The sequence below is a fragment of the Roseibium sp. M-1 genome, assembly GCF_054515675.1.
In genome coordinates, this window is sequence record NZ_CM137257.1 from 1,777,354 (window position 1) to 1,794,046 (window position 16,693).

General features: G+C 60.6%; 15 protein-coding genes. 6 read left to right on the plus strand and 9 right to left on the minus strand.

The window, feature by feature from the left end; genetic code table 11:
• The 8 genes from ACX3M4_RS08100 to ACX3M4_RS08135 all read right to left on the minus strand — a co-directional run bounded on the left by ACX3M4_RS08100 (position 1) and on the right by ACX3M4_RS08135 (position 9,930).
• Complete coding sequence (locus ACX3M4_RS08100; RefSeq protein ID WP_459358074.1) at positions 1-1,242, minus strand: HlyD family secretion protein; 1,242 nt, start codon at positions 1,240-1,242, stop codon at positions 1-3.
• Positions 1,235-1,765 carry a hypothetical protein gene (locus ACX3M4_RS08105; protein ID WP_459358075.1) on the minus strand — a complete coding sequence of 177 codons (531 nt, stop codon included), beginning with the start codon at positions 1,763-1,765 and terminating at the stop codon, positions 1,235-1,237. Before ACX3M4_RS08105 ends, ACX3M4_RS08100 begins: the two co-directional genes overlap by 8 nt.
• A gap of 207 nt (positions 1,766-1,972) precedes the next feature.
• Positions 1,973-2,740: an SDR family NAD(P)-dependent oxidoreductase gene (locus ACX3M4_RS08110; protein WP_459358076.1), complete on the minus strand. Its 768-nt coding sequence runs from the start codon at positions 2,738-2,740 to the stop codon at positions 1,973-1,975.
• 157 nt (positions 2,741-2,897) lie between these two features.
• The gene (locus ACX3M4_RS08115) at positions 2,898-4,253 is read right to left on the minus strand and encodes an adenylate/guanylate cyclase domain-containing protein (protein ID WP_459358077.1); all 1,356 of its coding nucleotides are present in this window, start codon (positions 4,251-4,253) and stop codon (positions 2,898-2,900) included.
• A gap of 226 nt (positions 4,254-4,479) precedes the next feature.
• The gene (locus ACX3M4_RS08120) at positions 4,480-5,631 is read right to left on the minus strand and encodes a helix-turn-helix transcriptional regulator (RefSeq protein WP_459358078.1); all 1,152 of its coding nucleotides are present in this window, start codon (positions 5,629-5,631) and stop codon (positions 4,480-4,482) included.
• Between the two features lie 310 nt (positions 5,632-5,941).
• Positions 5,942-6,766, minus strand: a complete 825-nt coding sequence (locus ACX3M4_RS08125; protein ID WP_459358079.1) for an MBL fold metallo-hydrolase — start codon at positions 6,764-6,766, stop codon at positions 5,942-5,944.
• A gap of 23 nt (positions 6,767-6,789) precedes the next feature.
• Positions 6,790-7,248, minus strand: a complete 459-nt coding sequence (locus tag ACX3M4_RS08130; protein WP_459358080.1) for a cyclic nucleotide-binding domain-containing protein — start codon at positions 7,246-7,248, stop codon at positions 6,790-6,792.
• Between the two features lie 99 nt (positions 7,249-7,347).
• A complete protein-coding gene (locus ACX3M4_RS08135) occupies positions 7,348-9,930 on the minus strand; it encodes an ABC transporter transmembrane domain-containing protein (protein WP_459358081.1) in 2,583 nt (860 codons plus the stop codon).
• Between the two features lie 242 nt (positions 9,931-10,172).
• Here ACX3M4_RS08135 and ACX3M4_RS08140 point away from each other — a divergent pair, with 242 nt between their 5' ends.
• From ACX3M4_RS08140 to ACX3M4_RS08165, 6 genes are all read left to right on the plus strand, one after another.
• A complete protein-coding gene (locus ACX3M4_RS08140; protein WP_459358082.1) occupies positions 10,173-11,387 on the plus strand; it encodes a glycosyltransferase family protein in 1,215 nt (404 codons plus the stop codon).
• Positions 11,388-11,492: 105 nt separating this feature from the next.
• A complete protein-coding gene (locus ACX3M4_RS08145) occupies positions 11,493-12,713 on the plus strand; it encodes a glycosyltransferase family 4 protein (protein ID WP_459358083.1) in 1,221 nt (406 codons plus the stop codon).
• A gap of 23 nt (positions 12,714-12,736) precedes the next feature.
• Positions 12,737-13,864, plus strand: coding sequence for a glycosyltransferase family 4 protein (locus ACX3M4_RS08150; protein ID WP_459358084.1), 1,128 nt, complete (start codon positions 12,737-12,739; stop codon positions 13,862-13,864).
• Positions 13,861-15,015 carry a glycosyltransferase family protein gene (locus tag ACX3M4_RS08155; RefSeq protein ID WP_459358085.1) on the plus strand — a complete coding sequence of 385 codons (1,155 nt, stop codon included), beginning with the start codon at positions 13,861-13,863 and terminating at the stop codon, positions 15,013-15,015. The genes ACX3M4_RS08150 and ACX3M4_RS08155 overlap by 4 nt, the downstream gene beginning before the upstream one ends.
• Entirely contained in the window at positions 15,012-15,773 is a 762-nt protein-coding gene (locus tag ACX3M4_RS08160) for a polysaccharide deacetylase family protein (protein ID WP_459358086.1), read from the plus strand. Before ACX3M4_RS08155 ends, ACX3M4_RS08160 begins: the two co-directional genes overlap by 4 nt.
• Positions 15,774-15,807: 34 nt before the next feature.
• Positions 15,808-16,113, plus strand: coding sequence for a DUF3088 domain-containing protein (locus ACX3M4_RS08165; RefSeq protein ID WP_459358087.1), 306 nt, complete (start codon positions 15,808-15,810; stop codon positions 16,111-16,113).
• An 11-nt stretch (positions 16,114-16,124) separates the two neighbouring features.
• On the opposite strand, the gene ACX3M4_RS08170 is transcribed toward ACX3M4_RS08165, so the two are convergent.
• Positions 16,125-16,625, minus strand: a complete 501-nt coding sequence (locus tag ACX3M4_RS08170) for a peptide-methionine (S)-S-oxide reductase (protein WP_459358088.1) — start codon at positions 16,623-16,625, stop codon at positions 16,125-16,127.
• Positions 16,626-16,693 lie beyond the last annotated feature (68 nt).

The window sequence follows — 16,693 nt, forward strand, 5'->3', positions numbered from 1 at the left end:
TCAGTGCCCGCTCAGCACCAGGGTCTTGATCGGGAAGAGAAGCGCTTGCAGTCTCAAGAGAATTGCATGCACCAGTCCGACAGTATCGACAACATGCAGGAAAACAAATTGTCCGGTGCCGAGCGGCTGCCCAGAAGATAGCCTGTCGTGATTGGAGGTATAGGCGTTGACGGTGCATACAGCACCCGGCGGCAAATCTCTTAACCCGTCCTTGTAGAGCGGCTCCAGAACTGTTGTGATCGTCCCAGGCTTGACCGTACGGATGGTGTCGAGCAACTGGCCGCTTGCGTTAATCTGTCCCGACGCTATCTGCGACTGGATGTCGGTTACGACAAGCGGAATTATCTTGAAGGGCAACGCGCCGCAGAATGCCTCGCCGACCATTCCTTCCCTCAGAACCTGCGCCTCGATCTGGCCGAAACCGGCTACGATCCGCTCACGCTGGGCATCTTTGGGTATAAGCACCCCCGCAGGCCGCATCAGCGGGTTCACAATGTCGCCGCGCCGCAGGATGAACTGGCTGACCGTGCCGTCGACGCCGGCATATATTGTCATCTTGTCCAATTCGACCTGTGCTTCGCTGAGCCGTGCTTCCGCACTTTTCAACTTTGCCGGCAAGGAGACATTGATCTTCGTGGTGACAAGCTCCCGGTTGGCTTCGGCAGCACGCAAGCCACCCTGAAGGGAGGCAACGACGTTCTGCAGTTTTTCGATGTCTCTTTGGCTGACAACGTTTGCATTGCGGTCAAAAAGTTCCTGACGCGTGTCCAGTTCGTCCTGGGCCTGTTTCAGCGCTGCCGTTGCCTGGGCGACCTGGGCGGTCGCGACAGCGAGTTCGCCCTGTGCCATGGCGAGTTCGCCGTTGATTTCCTCGATCTGCTGTTGTGCAGTCAGCACGTCGGCTTCCTGTGTCGTACTGTCCAGCTTGAAGATCGGATCGCCTTTCTTGACCTCGAACTCAAGTTCGAGCGGTATGTAGGTCTCAACCACACGCCCGGAACTTTCAGGCAGGATTGGTATCGTGCGGAACGTGGAGACCGCTGAAGCTGCAGTCGGATGGTAGTAGAAGATCAGGGTGATCAGCGACACCGTCAGCATCAGGCAGAGTACAATGCCGTAGCGCAGCTCGTACCAGACAGAAAAAAGCGTGATCTCGTAGCCGATCCGCTTGCCCTGGGCATAGCGGCGGTAAAGATAGTCGGGCAGCACAGTAAGAAGTGAGCAGAAAAGGAGCTCAAACATGTTGCGGCTCCTCCTTGTTCAGTTCCTGCCCCGATTGCTCGGGCGGGCTCTTGGCCGTCTCTTTCTGTGCCTTTCCGGCATGCGGTGAAGCGGCCAGGGTCTCCGGTTGGCTCACAGCACTTTCTTCCCGGTTTTCCACGTTCCCGCCATTACTCTCCGGTGCCCCGGAAGAACTGTCTCCCTTTCCGGACAGACGGTTCAGGGAATGAGCGATGGATTCGATTGGTGTCCGGAAATCCGGAAACTGAATGAAGGCAAGGATGAGCGCCGCTACCCAGAAGATGTTGTTGTGGGTGAGAAGCGCAAGCAGGCCGAGCACGGCCACCAGCTCGAAATGCACCCGCCCGTGCTTGTGGGCGAGCCGTTCAGGAATGGAATGCAGATGCAGGTAAAAAACACCTGCCAGGACCGCACCGACGATCAGTACGCCGATCATGACGGTCATGAGCCAGTCGCTGCCGTCGGCCGACGGCAGAAACGGCGGCAGGTGATGCGGCGCAAGCTGATGCGCTTGGTCGGCCATTGGTCTTCCCCTTGACGCAAGCAGGGCGCCACCGGTTGCGTGGCGCCGTCGCGTCACCTTAAAAGGGTTTCCGTTTCTTGCGTATGAAAAAGAGTGGCTGTGGAAGACTTTGGCACCGAGGGGGCCGCCATCGACGAGGACCATGTCTTCCCGCCTGCCGGACGACCGGCGGAGACGCCGAAAGAAGGCGCCTTCGCCTTGCACTGTTTACCGGGGCGCCATGCGGATGGCACCGTCGAGGCGGACGGTTTCGCCGTTCAGCATGTCGTTTTCACAGATTGCTTTGACCAACTGGGCATATTCTGTGGCGCGTCCGAGGCGGGAGGGGAACGGCACCTGCAGGCCGAGGGATTCCTGCACCTCCTGCGAGAGGCCGAGCAGCATCGGTGTTTCGAAGATGCCAGGGGCAATCGTCATGACGCGGATGCCTGACTTGGAGAGATCGCGGGCGACCGGCAGCGTCATGCCGGCGACACCGGCCTTGGACGCGGCATAGGCGACCTGACCGATCTGACCGTCAAATGCGGCAACCGATGCCGTGGAGACAATGACACCGCGTCCGCCATCGGCGGTCACCGGGTCGAGCGTCGCCATGCCGGTGGAGGCAATCGAAAGGCAGCGGAAGGAGCCGATCAGATTGACGGCGACCACCTTCTCGAACATGTCCATCGGATGCGGCTCGCCGCGCGAGGTCGTCTTCGCCACCGGTGCGATGCCCGCGCAGTTGACCAGGATGCGTTCCTGACCGTGCGCGGCGCGTGCCTTCGCAAAGCCTGCCTCGACGCTCTCCTGACCGGTCACGTCCACATCGGCAAAGACACCGCCGATTTCGGCCGCGACAGCCTCGCCCTGGTCGGCGTTCCGATCGAACAGGGTCACCTTGACGCCTTCGCCCGCCAGCATGCGAGCCGTGGCAGCGCCCAATCCGGATGCGCCGCCGGTCACGATGGCGGCAAGGGTTGAATCCAGTTTCACATCAGCCTCCAGAGATAGTAATTCATTGAAAACAATGAATTTAATCTTTCACATTGACGGGAAGGTCAACTTGAGCGGCAAAGTGACCGAGAATGACGTCCCGGTCAAGTCTTTCCGCATAGGCTTTAGGGGCAGAAAACCGGTTGAACTTTCAGGATTAGCGGGCGAGCACGATCAGGTCGAGCGGCTGTTTGACCCCGGCGACGGTGACGCCGGTGCGATCTTCGATCAGAGGCAGATCGAAGCCCTGCGTTCTTGCCAGTTCGAACGTCGCCTTGTCCGTCAGAGCCTTGGAATTCTGTGCCTTGTTGGCATCTTCCAGCTTCGCCGCCCGATTGACCGCATCGCCGATCACGGTGAATTCCAGCCGCCGCTTCGAGCCGATCACGCCGACGGTGACCGGACCGGCAGCGACCGCCGTTCCAATGGCAAGATGTCCCGGCCAGCCCGCCTGTGTGAAGCGCTGCTGTTCATTTGCGGCACAAGCGACGAGACGCTGAGCCGCCCGAAGGGCATCTGCTGCGTAGGTACCGGACGGGTACACGGCACCGAAGGTTGCCAGGATGCCGTCGCCGAGAAACTTGTCGACACGCCCGCCTTCTTCCGTGATCACGTCGACGGCCATATTCTGGTATTCAGCCAGCACCGCCAGCACGATTGCGGGCGGCAGCCCGGCCGAGGTCGAGGTAAAGGAACGGATATCCGCGTAAAGGATTGCCGCGTCCCGCAATCTGCCCTCACCGGCCTGGAGCTGGGAATCGGCATCCGTGATCGAAGCAGCGACTTCCGGCGCGAAGAAACGGCGCAGATCCGTGGCGGCGGCATGGTCGCGGGTTGCCTCGAACAGCATCGCCCGGCCCCGGTAAAGCGCGACGGACAGGATGATCGTCACCGACAGGATGACCATCGTCTTGTCGAGTTCAGCACCGATCAAAACGGTGTTCCCGGTCAGATATTCCACATAATTGCGGGTAATGCGCATGCGGTCCATGTCGGAAAGCACAGCATAGAAAACCAGCCCAAGCCATCCGGCAACCGCGACCAGTCCGGTCGTCAGCACGAAGCGCGGGTCAAAGCGCAGCGCCCTCAGGCCGATGAAAATGAAGACATACATCAGTGTCGGCGTCTTCAGATAGAAAGTCGGGTGCTGACCATATTGTATGTGGAACGAGAAGATCAGGCCGACCAGCAGTGCCATGTCGACGCCGATCGAGATAAGCAAGTACCACTGCGGCAGCTCGTGGCGGTAGGCCAGGACCAGGCGCAAAACGGTGAAGAGGAAATAGGCAGCCAGCGCAATCGGCACAAAATTAAAACCGGACGAGCCCTCGGCTCGCGGAGCAATGGCATAGAGCATTGAAAAGAACAGGACGAGCGCCAGTTGCACCCAGCTGATCAGCCGCTCCGAGGACGCTTCCCTTGCCCGGATTTCGCTGCGGACCCTATCGGGCAGTCCGGTTACGGGGGGACCGCCACGCAGAATGTAACGGAAGGTGTCCAGAAGGGAGATCATTGCGGAACCGGCTCTCATTGTTTGACCGGAGTGTCCACTGGCAGCGGCGCTTGCGCAAGCAGCCGCTCGCGAAAGTGACCTTTCGTGAACCTGTCCTTGCCGAAGGCTTCGAAACTCTGGAAACCAGATCAGAGGCCGCACAACCGGACCCGGTTGAGCGTCCAAAAGCTGATCGATCTTGAAGTGGTAGAGCATCTTAAGTGCGCTCTCCCGAACGCACGATGCTCTAGCCGCCGGCCCGCAAACGCGAATGCTCAACCTTTCGAACAAGATCGCTTTGGCGCCGGCAGTCGGTTTTAGAGAGCGACGCCTTGATCTGGTTACGGACCGTGTGGATGCTGACACCCCGCGCCAGCGCGATTTCCGCCGGCGTGTCACCGCCGGCAAGCTTCAGCGCCGTGGCGGCTTCGGCGGGGCTGAGACCGAATTCCTGCTGCAACTGATGCTGCAGGGACTGACCGGAGGGTTCCGGCCTGATTGCCAGAAGAACCGCGGAAAGCGGCCGGGTCATGAAGACACCGAACGGAGCCTTGTCGAGATCTGAAAGACGCATTCCGATCGACCGGCAGACCCACCCCTTGCCGTGGGAATCCCGCAGCCGCCAATTGCGGAAGATGTCGTGCTCGCCCAGGGACTGGAAACGGGTAAAGGCGGCAAATTCCGATTGAACGCGTTGAGAGCGGAATTCGAAGCGCTCCTCAAATCCGCAGCCGACAAGAGTGCCCTGCTGCAACAGGCCCTGGCCTTCGTCACTGGCATAATGGATCCTGAGGTCGCCATCGATCACGAAAACCGATGTTCCGCTGCCGAGAAGATGCTGGTCGGCCGCCCATTTTTCAAACGACAGGCCCGAGATCGTCCGGTTGATCTCCAACGACTGGCGGATGACCGGTGCCAGCTGGGCGCAGAGCCGAAGCCAGTCGGCTTCATATCTGTCGCGATCCCTGGCTCGCATGTTGCCGCCGATCAGAAACATCCGGTCGGCATCAAAGGCCAGCATGGACCCGCCGCCCGCGGTAATGTCCTCCATCGGCAACAGCAGATCGGCGTAGAAGCTGGTCTTCTTCAGGGTTTGAGGCGGGCAGAGCTGGTGCGTGGTAATGACATCGCCAATAGGGCATTGAGCAAAATTGGCGGCGAAGGGGTTCTTGTCGGCATAGGTCCCCTGATAGAGATCCAGGATCGCGGGCTCGTAACCTGAGGCGAAGGCAAGTGGAGCAGTACCGGTCAGCTTGTCGTAGCCGATCAGCTGCGTGCAGACCTGTGTACCAAGTGCCTGTCCCAGATCGTCGAGAAACGGCTGCCACAGCTGCGGGTCCATGGCCGCGGAAACCGCGAGATTGGAAAGTTGGATGTATTTTTCTGCGGAGACGGCCACATCTCTCCCCCGGAAAGCCTTTATATTTCTGCCTGTTACCGACTGTCGCCCGGCGACTTCGCCGATTGAATTGCCGCTACGTAGTCCATTTGGACCATGCACTTAATGTATACACCCTGTAAACAACTAATGATCGTATCCGGTGATCGCATGCAATGGTATTTCAAGTTGCGTGGGATTGCAGTCCGGTTGCAGCTATGGAATTCCCGCATTCCAGCAACAGGCGATCGATCTATTTTTAAAGGATAGTCTTTTGTAGGCGGCCGTTTTGGCCGCCTTTTTTTTAATTGAAGTCGACGGTTCGCCCGGATCAGGGCTTTAGGATCATGCCCTCGCTGGCAACCAGCGTTCCCGGATAGGCGTTTTGGGCAGCAAGACCGATTTCATCGAGCTCGTCATCGGAGCGGCGCGGGTCATGATGGAACAGGACCGGCGTCTTGACGTTGCTGACCCGCGCCAGCTGCACCGCCTTCTGCCAGGTGGAATGGCCCCAGCCCTTGTAGGTCTGGTACTCGTCGTCGGTGAACATGGCGTCATAGATCATGACATCGCAATTGCGGACGAAGTCCGGCAGGGCTGCATCGATTTCCGGATCGCCATGTTCATGGTCGGTGATGATGCAGATCGACTTTCCGCCGTATTCGAACCTGTAGCCGCACGCCCCGCCCGGATGGTTGAGCTTGGTTGTGCGGATGACCAGTCCGTCGGTTCTGGGAATATTCTCGCCTGCGGTGAACGACTTGAATTCGACCGCCTTCAGCGTCTTCGCCGCGACCGGAAAAATTGGCGGCGACATGATCCGGCTGACAATGTCGACCAGGCTGGTTTCGTCCTGGAAGTGACCTGCCCACGCGGTCACGGAAAAGCTCGGATCGTAGGCAGGCTTGAAAAAGGGCAGACCGCAGATGTGGTCGAGATGCGTGTGGGTGAAGAGCAGGTCGAAGGATTTCGTTCCGCAGCGGCAGATCTCCATGCCCAGGTTCCGGGCTCCCGATCCGCAATCGACCAGCACCAGTGCATCCCCGGCCCGGATCTCGAAGCAGGAAGTTTCGCCGCCATACCGGAGCGTACTCGATCCCGGCGTCGGGGTTGATCCTCTCACGCCCCAGCAACGAAGCGAAAATTCCTCAGCCACGTGTTACTCCCCAGAAACTGGCCCTATCCGCCGGAAGCGCCCCGGCGCGCATCGGCCAGGTCGCGGGTGGTCCGCTCCAGCCGCAACGCCAAAGTCCGCATCACCTCCAACGAGATATCCGGAAATTCCTTCAGAAGTTTCAAGAAATCGTCCTTCGAAACGGTCAGAACATCCATGTTGTTCGCGGCAACAAGCGTTGCGGTTCTTGGTACGTCGCACAGAATGGCGATTTCGCCAACAATTGAATTTTCCGAAACCTGCGCGACTTTTTTTTCGCCTTCCGGCGTATTCACGAGCACATCCGCATCACCCGACAGGATGATGAAAGCGCAATCCCCCTCCTCCCCCTGGGAGCAGAGACGTTCGCCGGACGGGTATTCGGTCCGGTCGCTGATGAAGGCCAGAAGCCGCAGCTTGGTCTCGTCGATACCGCGGAAAAGCGGGACCTTTCGAAGCGCTTCGACTTCGGTTTCCAGTGTCATGTTCTTCTCCCCCGATTGTCGCTGTTCCGGCTCGCCCGCTCCGGGCCGTTCATCTGCGATCCGCAGATCCGCCACCTGCCTGTCTTCATCGCCATGACCTCATCCTTTGTCCGCAAGCCGTCCCTGGTCGAAGACGAAACGCCGGTCGAATTCCGCTGCGATATCGGCATTGGACGTACCATATAGGAACGTCTTCCCGGACAGGATCTCCCGCAGGCCGTCCCGCAGTGTCTTGTCTTCATCCGTCGTGCCGGTGGCGATATCATCCAATATGGTGATTTTTGCGTTTTTCAGAAGCCCGCGCACCAGCGCGATCTTGCGGCGCTGACCTGCCGACAACCGGGACCCGGAGACGCCGACATGGTAGCCGAAGCCTGCGTAGATGATCGGTTTGCGCAGGCCCGTTTCCTCGACAATCGTGCGGATCACGTCGTCGATCCGCCGGCGGGCATCGCGCCGGTCGACCCTTGCGCGGCCGAACAACAGGTTGTCCTCGATCGTCAGCGGTGGCAGGTAGACATCCGGATCGAAGGCGGCAAAGCTGTCGCTCGTGCGAACCACCTCTTCGAGGAATCGCTTGCGGGCGGCGATGATGTCTTCCTTCAGCTCATCGCTCATCACACCGAGGCGATGGCGGGCGGGAACAAGCTTGAAGGCAAGTCCGGTCAGGCGCGACCGGTCCGCGTCGCTGAGCCCAGGACGTTGTTGTTCTGATTTCGCAACGCGCACGATCCGCTCGAAATCGGGGATCTCGTCCAGAGTGATGAAGGAATAGGTGCCGAGCAGGCCGCTGTCACCGGAGACGTTGGAGAACAGTTCCAGCATGGTCTCGGCGATCTTCAGTCCGATCTGCTGCAGTTTTTTATCGAAACCGGTCTCCGACAGGAACGTCTTCACCTCGGCCAGATCAGGCACCTGGTCCATGGTGATTTCCGGATCGGACGGCATCGCGAAGAAAAGATTTTCTGCCAGACTTGCGCTGGAGTTGAAGCGGTCCGGATGCCAGAGCTCCACCAGTCCGCCAAGCGATGATTCACTTGCGATCCTGTCCGCCAGAGCCTTGCGGACATTGAGGATCTTTTCCGCAAACCCATCGTCCATGGCCGGATCGAACCGGGATTGCAGACCGAGGCGATAAATGTCCTTGTCCAGTTGCACCACGTGCAGCAGGTCCAGCGCCTTGGCATCGAGCGCAGGCTCGCCATCGACATCCGCGGCCTTGAAGTCGTCCCACAGGGCTGCAAGGTCATAGGTGGGGTTGCGGGTTTCCTTGGCTTCGGAAAGGCGCCGCTTGTAATTCTTCAGCACCTCGCCTTCGCGAACGGGAGGCACAAGCGGCCTGTGCCGCAGACCGTAGTAGAGGTTGTCGCGGATCGTCCCGGTCCATACATGAACAGCCCCGCCGACATAGGCGATTTCGCGGCCTAGAGTGGAATCGGTCAGCTTGTCCAGGTCGTGATCGCCGATGCAGACCTTGCCGCCTACGGCCGACACCAGCCCCGCGGCCAGTTGAAGCACTTCCGAGCGTCCCGATCCGTCAGGCCCGATGATGGCACAGGCGCTGCCCGCCGGCACGGTCAAGCTCACATCGGCCACTTCCTGGCCTGCCGCACCACCTGAGAAGGTAACGTTCTCAAGCTTGAGGTCTCCCGAAAGCTCGACCTGGTCGTCCGACGTCAGCCGCTCGGTGTCGTAAATGTCCGGCGGATCGAAATTCTCGACAACTGTCTGGTACTTGACGCTGACATCTGCGGTCATCTGATAGAAAGACAGAAGCTCCTTCCACGGGCCCGCCAGATCCTTGTAGGCGGCAATCACCGCCAGAAGCGCACCGATGCTCAGGTTGCCCTGGATCACCAGGTAGCCGCCGATCAGATAGAAGAAGAACGGCGTCAGCTGGTTCATGAAGTTGTTGAGGAACTTGATCAGGAATTTCCGGTTGAAGATGTCGTACCGGATCTTGAAGTTCTCGTAGAGCCGGTCGGAAATATCCGCCGAATGCCAGGCCGCCGCATCGTTGGCGTGGATTTCGGCAACCCCCGTGATGCTCTCGCCCACCTTGTCGGCGATAACACGGATGTTGCGCACTCTCTGGCGCGACAGCAGCACCACCTTGCGCTGCAGAACCGGAATGACATAGCCCTGGATCGGATAGGAGCTGACGGCGGCAAGGCCCAGGAGCGGGTCCTGCATGAAGATGAAACCGAGCTGCACGACCAGCATGCCGCCCTGGTAGGCGGGCAGCGCGAAGGCTTCACCGATATAGCCGCCCACATCCTCCACCTCGGATGTGATCATCGGGATGATCTCGCCGGAACTGACTTTCCGGAAGTGCGGCAATCGGAAGCGCAGCACCCGCTGGAACAACTCGAAGCGCAACCGCCGCAGCATGCGCTCACCGAGGCGACCCTTGAAGACGTTGAGGTAGAATTTCAGGCCGTTGGAGACAACGACAAGAAACAGGAAGGTGAAACAGAGTAGAAACAGATAGGGCGTCTGATCGAAATCGAAGCCCATGATATTTCTGGGAAAATTGTCACCCTGGACCGCGTCGTTGACGATCAGCTTCGGCAGTTCCAGAAGCACATAGACCACCGGGTAGGTGAGCACAGTGACCAGGAGAATGAAAATCTGCTGCCGGGCGCTGTATTTCCAGATAAAACCAAAAAGGCTCTTTTCCATCAGCTCATCCAGACAGACATGGATCAAACATGTTCAAGCAGATCATATTTGGTATATTAGCCCCATGAGTTCGATGTGCCAGCCAGGATTAGCATTTGCCACAACCACTTAAAAGGGCGCTTAAAAAGGTCCGCAGACCGTTCCTTGTCAAAAGTCCCGTGTCAAGACATATCCGCGCGTGACAAAGACCAATATCTTGAGACATAAGCCTCGCGGGGCAGCTTTACAAATTTAGGGGCAGTATGAGTTCCAAGACGCCGAAGATCCTCATTTACAGCCATGATTCCTTCGGGCTTGGCCATTTGCGGCGCTGCAGGGCGATCGCCCAGTCCCTGGTTGGCGACTTCGACACGCTTTCCGTCCTGATCCTGTCTGGCTCGCCGATCATCGGCAGTTTCGAATTCCGCTCGCGCGTCGACTTCGTCCGTATCCCGGGCGTCATCAAGCTGCGCAACGGCGAATACACGCCCCTGTCACTGCACATAAATATCGACCAGACCCTCGCCATCCGCTCGTCGATCATCGAACACACCGCAAAGGTTTTCGACCCGGACATCTTCATCGTCGACAAGGAACCCCTGGGTTTGCGCGGCGAAGTTCTGCGCACGCTCGAGGCGCTGAAGGACACGGATACCCGGCTGGTGCTCGGCTTGCGCGATGTCATGGACGACCCGCAGGTGCTGAAGGAGGAATGGGAGCGCAAGCACGTCTATCCCGCGCTCAAGGACCTTTATGACGAGATCTGGATCTACGGACCGGGGGATATCTGCGATCCGCTGGAGGGCATCGACCTGCCCCGCTCCGTCCACGACAAGCTGCGCTACACCGGGTTCCTGCGCCGTGACATGCCGAAATCCGCACGCGACAACCCGGCACCCGCCCCCTTCGACGACGAGCCCTATATCCTGGTGACACCAGGCGGCGGCGGTGACGGCGTCGAAATGGTCGACTGGGTGATGCGCGCTTATGAAGCCCGCCAGCGGCCGCTCTTCCCCGCACTCATCGTGCTTGGCCCCTTCATGCCGGCCGCGGCGGCGGCCCAGTTCAGCGAACGGGCGGAACATCTGCGCGACGTCGAGATCATCCGTTTCACGCCGCAGATCGAACCCTATTTGGCGAACGCTACCGCGATTGTCGGCATGGGCGGCTACAACACCTTCTGCGAGATCCTCTCCTTCGACAAACCGACACTGATGGTGCCGCGTGTGATCCCGCGCCGTGAGCAGGCGATCCGAGCAGAACGGGCCGAACAGAGCGGCCTCCTGAAGGTTCTGCCGATCGACCGCTATCCGGATCCGGACCTTATGGCGACCGCCCTTTCCGAGTTGCCGGACATGGCGCCGCCCTCCTCCGCAGGCGTCGACAACCTGCTCGGTGGTCTCGAGGTCATCACCGCCCGGGTGGGCGAGATTTTCGACGAGCAACAGAACGCCAACAGGAAACTGGTCAATTTCTGAGCCGTGCAGATCAGCGGATGTTCGATTTGAGACGATGGGACATCCAACCGCTGACTGCTGCCCAAATGCTCCAGCCGCCAGCCCCCCAAATCACAAGAGCTGCTGATGTCCCGTATCGCCGTTGTGGTCAAAGGCTATCCACGCCTCTCCGAAACCTTTATCGCCCAGGAAATGCTGGGGTTGGAACGGCGGGGGATCGAGATCCTGATCGTTGCCCTTCGTAAGCCCTACGACCCCTATGTCCACGAGTTGCACCGGCAGATCTCTGCAGACGTCATGTACCTGCCTGAATATGTGAAGGACGATCCGGCGCGGGTCGCGCGGGCAAAACGCTGGGCTGAGAAACAGCCGGCCTTTTTTGCGGCAAAAGCGCTTTTCGATGCCGATTTTGCACAGCAGCCGACCGCCGACCGCCGTCGCCGGTGGGCACAGGGCTGTGTCTTCGCACACGAGCTGCCGGACGACGTGAAGTGGATCTACACCCACTACCTGCACACGCCCTGCTCCGCGTCGCGCTACGCGGCGCATCTTTCCGGCCGGCCATGGTCGTTCTCGGCCCATGCCAAGGACATCTGGACCAGCCCGGAGTGGGATCTCAGGACCAAGATCAACGATGCCGCCTGGGGCGTCACCTGCACAGCCGTCAACGTCGAGCATCTGAGAGGCCTCGCCGACACGCCTGAAAAGGTCGAACTGCTCTATCACGGGCTCGACTTTTCCGGGTTTCCGGAACCCTCTGACACACCTTCGACCCGTGACGGCAGCAGCGAGCCGGTGCGACTCGTCTCGGTTGGCCGCGCCGTTGAGAAGAAGGGCTATGACGATCTGCTTGTTGCGCTCTCCAAGCTTCCGGCAACGCTCAACTGGCATTTCACTCATGTCGGCGGCGGTGAATTGTCGGATGCCCTCAAGGCGCAGGCGGATGCGCTCGGTCTGTCGTCCCGGATTACCTGGCGCGGGGCGCAACCGCGCGAGGCGGTGATCGAAGCCTGCCGGATTTCGGACCTCTTTGTCCTGCCGTCGAAGCTCGCCAAATCCGGCGACCGGGACGGACTGCCGAATGTGCTGATGGAAGCCCAGTCCATGGGGCTCTGCTGCCTTTCCACCCGGGTTTCGGCGATCCCGGAGCTGATCCGGGACGGCGAGACCGGCGTTCTGGTTGCGCCGGGCGCAGCGGAGGATCTGGCCAGGGAACTGGTGCGCCTTATTGCGGCCCCTGACATCCGTCACCGTCTCGGCCTTGCGGCGGCAAAACGGGTGCGGAGCGACTTTTCGACAGACCCGGGCCTTGACCGGCTCGCCGAAAAGTTTCGTAAGGTGCTGTGACGCAGCCGATCCCAGGGAAATTCATGAGAATCGCTTTCACCGCCCCGATGAAACCGCTGGATCATCCGGTGCCTTCCGGCGACCGGACGATGGGACGGTTGATCGTGAAGGCGCTTGAGAGCCTTGGCCATGAGGTGACTATCGCCAGCACCTTTCGCGCCTGGCGCAAGGAGGGCAGCGATGCCCTCCAGGCCGGTGTGCGCGGCGAGGCACATGCCGAAGCGGACCGGATCGCGGCGGAATGGGACCAGAGCGGTTACCGGCCGGACCTGTTCCTGACCTATCACCTCTACCACAAGGCTCCAGACTGGATCGGCCCGGCGCTTGCCGACCGGTTCGACCTGCCCTACGCCATTGTCGAGGCGAGCCGCGCGCCGAAACGGCGGACAGGCGACTGGGCATTCGGCTTTGCCGCTGCAGACGCCGCCCTTGCCCGCGCCGATGCGGTTGCCGCGATCCACAATGCGGATGCCGAGTGCCTGGCCGCCGTGGTGCCGCACCGGTGCCTTTCCGTGCTGCTGCCGTTCCTGGATGCCGAGCCGTTCCTGAAAGCATCGCAAGATGCCAAGCCTCTTGCCGCGCCGCCTTTGAAACTGCTTGCCGTCGGCATGATGCGCGAGGGTGACAAACAGCGTTCCTTCGAGGTCCTTGCCGAGGCGCTGTCCCAAGTCCGCGACATGCCCTGGCACCTGACCCTGATCGGTGACGGGCCGGCACGTGCTCATGTCCTCGGCCTCTTCCCGCCTGAACGGATCACCTGGCTCGGCGCGCTTTCAGGCGAGGACCTGCCACAGCACTACGCCCGCCACGACCTTTTCGTCTGGCCGGCCATCCGCGAAGCCTTCGGGCTGGTGCTGCTGGAAGCCCAGGCGGCAGGTGTCGGCGTTGTCGCCGGCGACACGTTCGGTGTGCCCGACATTGTCCGCGACGGCGAGACCGGACTGCTGTCTGCGGAAGGCGATGCCGCCGCCCTGGCAGCGAACCTCAAGCTGGTGCTGCAGGAGCCCGCGCTTGCCGACCGCATGGGCAATGCCGCACGCCAGCATATCCTCGCGATCCATACGCTGCAGGCAGGCGCTGCACGGCTCGAGGCCCTTGCGGAGAAGGCGATCCGCAATCACCGTCGCCGCCGGGAGACACGAGACACATGACGCTCAAGGCCCTCATTCATGTGCAGCATCTGCTCGGTACCGGTCATGTCGTCCGGGCTGCGGCCATCGGCAAGGCGCTTGCGGCCGAGGGCGTGGAGGTGACGCTGGCCAGCGGCAACCGCATTCCGCCAACGCTGGACACCGGGCCTCTGAAGATTGTTGAACTCCCGGCCTGCAAAAGCCCGGATGCCACCTTCAAGCGACTTGTTACTTTAGACAATGAAGATATTGACGATAATTGGAAATCGGCCCGCGTTCAGAAATCGATTCAAGTGCTTGAAGCTGCGGACTACGACCTCCTCCTGACCGAAACCTATCCCTTCGGCCGGCGGCAGCTCGATTTCGAGATGACGCCGCTGCTGGAGGCTGCCAAGGCGCGTCCCAGACCGCCGCTGATCGGAACCTCCATCCGCGACATCCTCGTGCGCAAGAAGCAACTCTGGAAGGAGCGCTGGATGGCGGATCAGGCGCTGACATTCTATGACCGCATCCTGATCCATTCCGACCCGGATTTCATCCGCCTCGCCGACAGCTTCCCCTTTGCCGAGGAAGTCGACCACCTGGTACGCTACACCGGTTATGTCGGCGGCGGCGAGCGCCCGCCGGCCGAGGGCAGCGACGGCGAGGACGAGGTCATCATCTCCTGCGGCGGCGGCGCAGTTGCCGAAAGCCTACTTTCCGCAGCGCTGGAAGCAAAGCCGCTCTCCCGCCGGGCGGAAGATACGCCCTGGCGCATCCTGATCGGTCATGACATTTCCGACGATGCCTTTGCAATCTACCAAAGCAGCGCCTCCGAAGGTGTTATCGTAGAGCGGGCCCGGCGGGATTTTCCCGAGCTTTTGAAGCGCGCGCGTCTTTCCGTCAGCCAGGCGGGTTACAACACCGTGCTCGATATCCTGATGGCCGGCGTTCCGGCCGTCTTCGTGCCCTTCGCGCAGATCAACGAGACCGAGCAGACCCAGCGCGCCGAAGCACTGGCCAAACACGGCCGCGCAATCGTCACGCCGGAGGAAAACCTGACACCTGAGCGTCTGGCAGGCGCCATCGATGACGCCCTTGCCCTCCGCCGCAACAGGCATTCCGTCCGCCTTGGCGGAGCGGAGGAGAGCGCCCGCATTCTCCTGCAAGACCTGAAGGACCGGCAGGCATGACGTCCGACCTGCAGTACTTCCGGCAGGAACTGACCCATCATCTCGACTGGTTCGCGGAGCGCGGCCGCAAGGTGCGCTTCTGGTGGCGGGATGACGATGCCATCGAGCCGACACCCATTCTTGACCGGATGCTGGAGCTCGCAAACCGGCACGATGTGGACCTTGCCCTTGCTGTCATCCCGAAGGACGCGACGGAAGCGCTGGCAGAGCGGCTGAAAGAGGAGCCGCATGCGCTCGTCCTGCAGCATGGCTGGCAGCACAGAAACTTTCAGCGCAAGGATCTCGGCGAGAAAGCCGCCGAACTCGGTTCCCGCCGTGACCCAGAGGAGCTGATGGCACAGCTCACCGAAGGCCGCGACTTTCTGAAAGCCCTTTTCAACGACCAGTTCATTCCTGCGATGGTCCCGCCCTGGAACCGCATCAATCCCGGCATCTCCCGCCGCCTGCCCGGCATCGGCCTGTCCGGCCTTTCCACCTTCACCTGGCACAATTTCCCGCGCGCCCATCAGGTGCAGTCCCATGTCGATATCCTGAAGTGGAAGAAACAGGTCCGTTTCATCGGCTGGCGCAGCGCGCATCTGCGTTTCGACCTGCAGCTGACCCGGCGGCGCAACACCGGATCCGAACCCCTCGGCCTGCTGACGCATCACCTTGTGCATGACGAGGCGAGTTTCGAGTTTCTGGAAGAGTTTCTGGCGATCGCCGCCCATCACGAGGGGGCGGAATGGCCGGACGTGAAATCGCTATTCGCGGAATAAACGGACTGACTTCGGCATGTTTCGAGGACCCGGCATGAAAGATACGCTCTACCTTCTCGCCCCCGGCTTTGAAGACCCGGCCTATCCGGGCAAGACGTTCTACTGCTGGCACTGCGCGCTGATGGAAGGCGTGCTGGCCTCGTTCCCGGAGCTTGCCGCGAAACTCGATGTCCACCGCATTGCCTGGGCACGTCCGCGGCAGGAGGTCGTCGAACTTCTCGGGAAAGAAAACCAGAGCCTGCCGGTGCTGGTCCTGGCCGAGGGTGGCTTCATCAATGACAAGGACGCCATCCTGGCAGCGCTGACGGCGCGCCATGGCTTTCCACATCCGCATCCCTGAAGAGACACTCCCTACTCCGCCGCCTCAACCATCTCCGGTTTGAGCATTGCGCCGTATTGCCGGCGCAGGAGGGAGAGTTTCGGGTCGATATAGGTCTTGCAGAACGGCCGTTCGGGTCCGCTCGCATAATAGTTCTGGAAGCGTTCGTCGGAGGACCGGAATTTCGCCAGCGTCAGGACACTGGTGATCAGTGGCTCATCAAAGCTGTGCTGCAGCTGGCGCAGGATACGGCCGACCTTCACGCCGGTTCCCGCGTCATAGACATAGATCGCGCTGCGGTACTTGCCGCGCATCTTGTGGCGGGAGGTGCTGGAATGGGTCCTGAGGTGGATCTCGATCAGCGCTTCCAGCGGCAATGCCTCGGGATCGAAGGTGACGAGAACGGCTTCAGACCATGCATCCTCGGGCGGATCTGAGCGGATGAAGCCCTGGTCCACGTTCGATATGCCCGCAATTGCCTGAAAGACGGCTTCCGTACACCAGTGGCACCCGCCGCCCAGCCCGATCTTCACCCCGGCCTCCAACATCCTTCAAAGAGCTCCCAGTGTGCCGCCGCCTTCAGCGAAAGAAAAACGGCTTG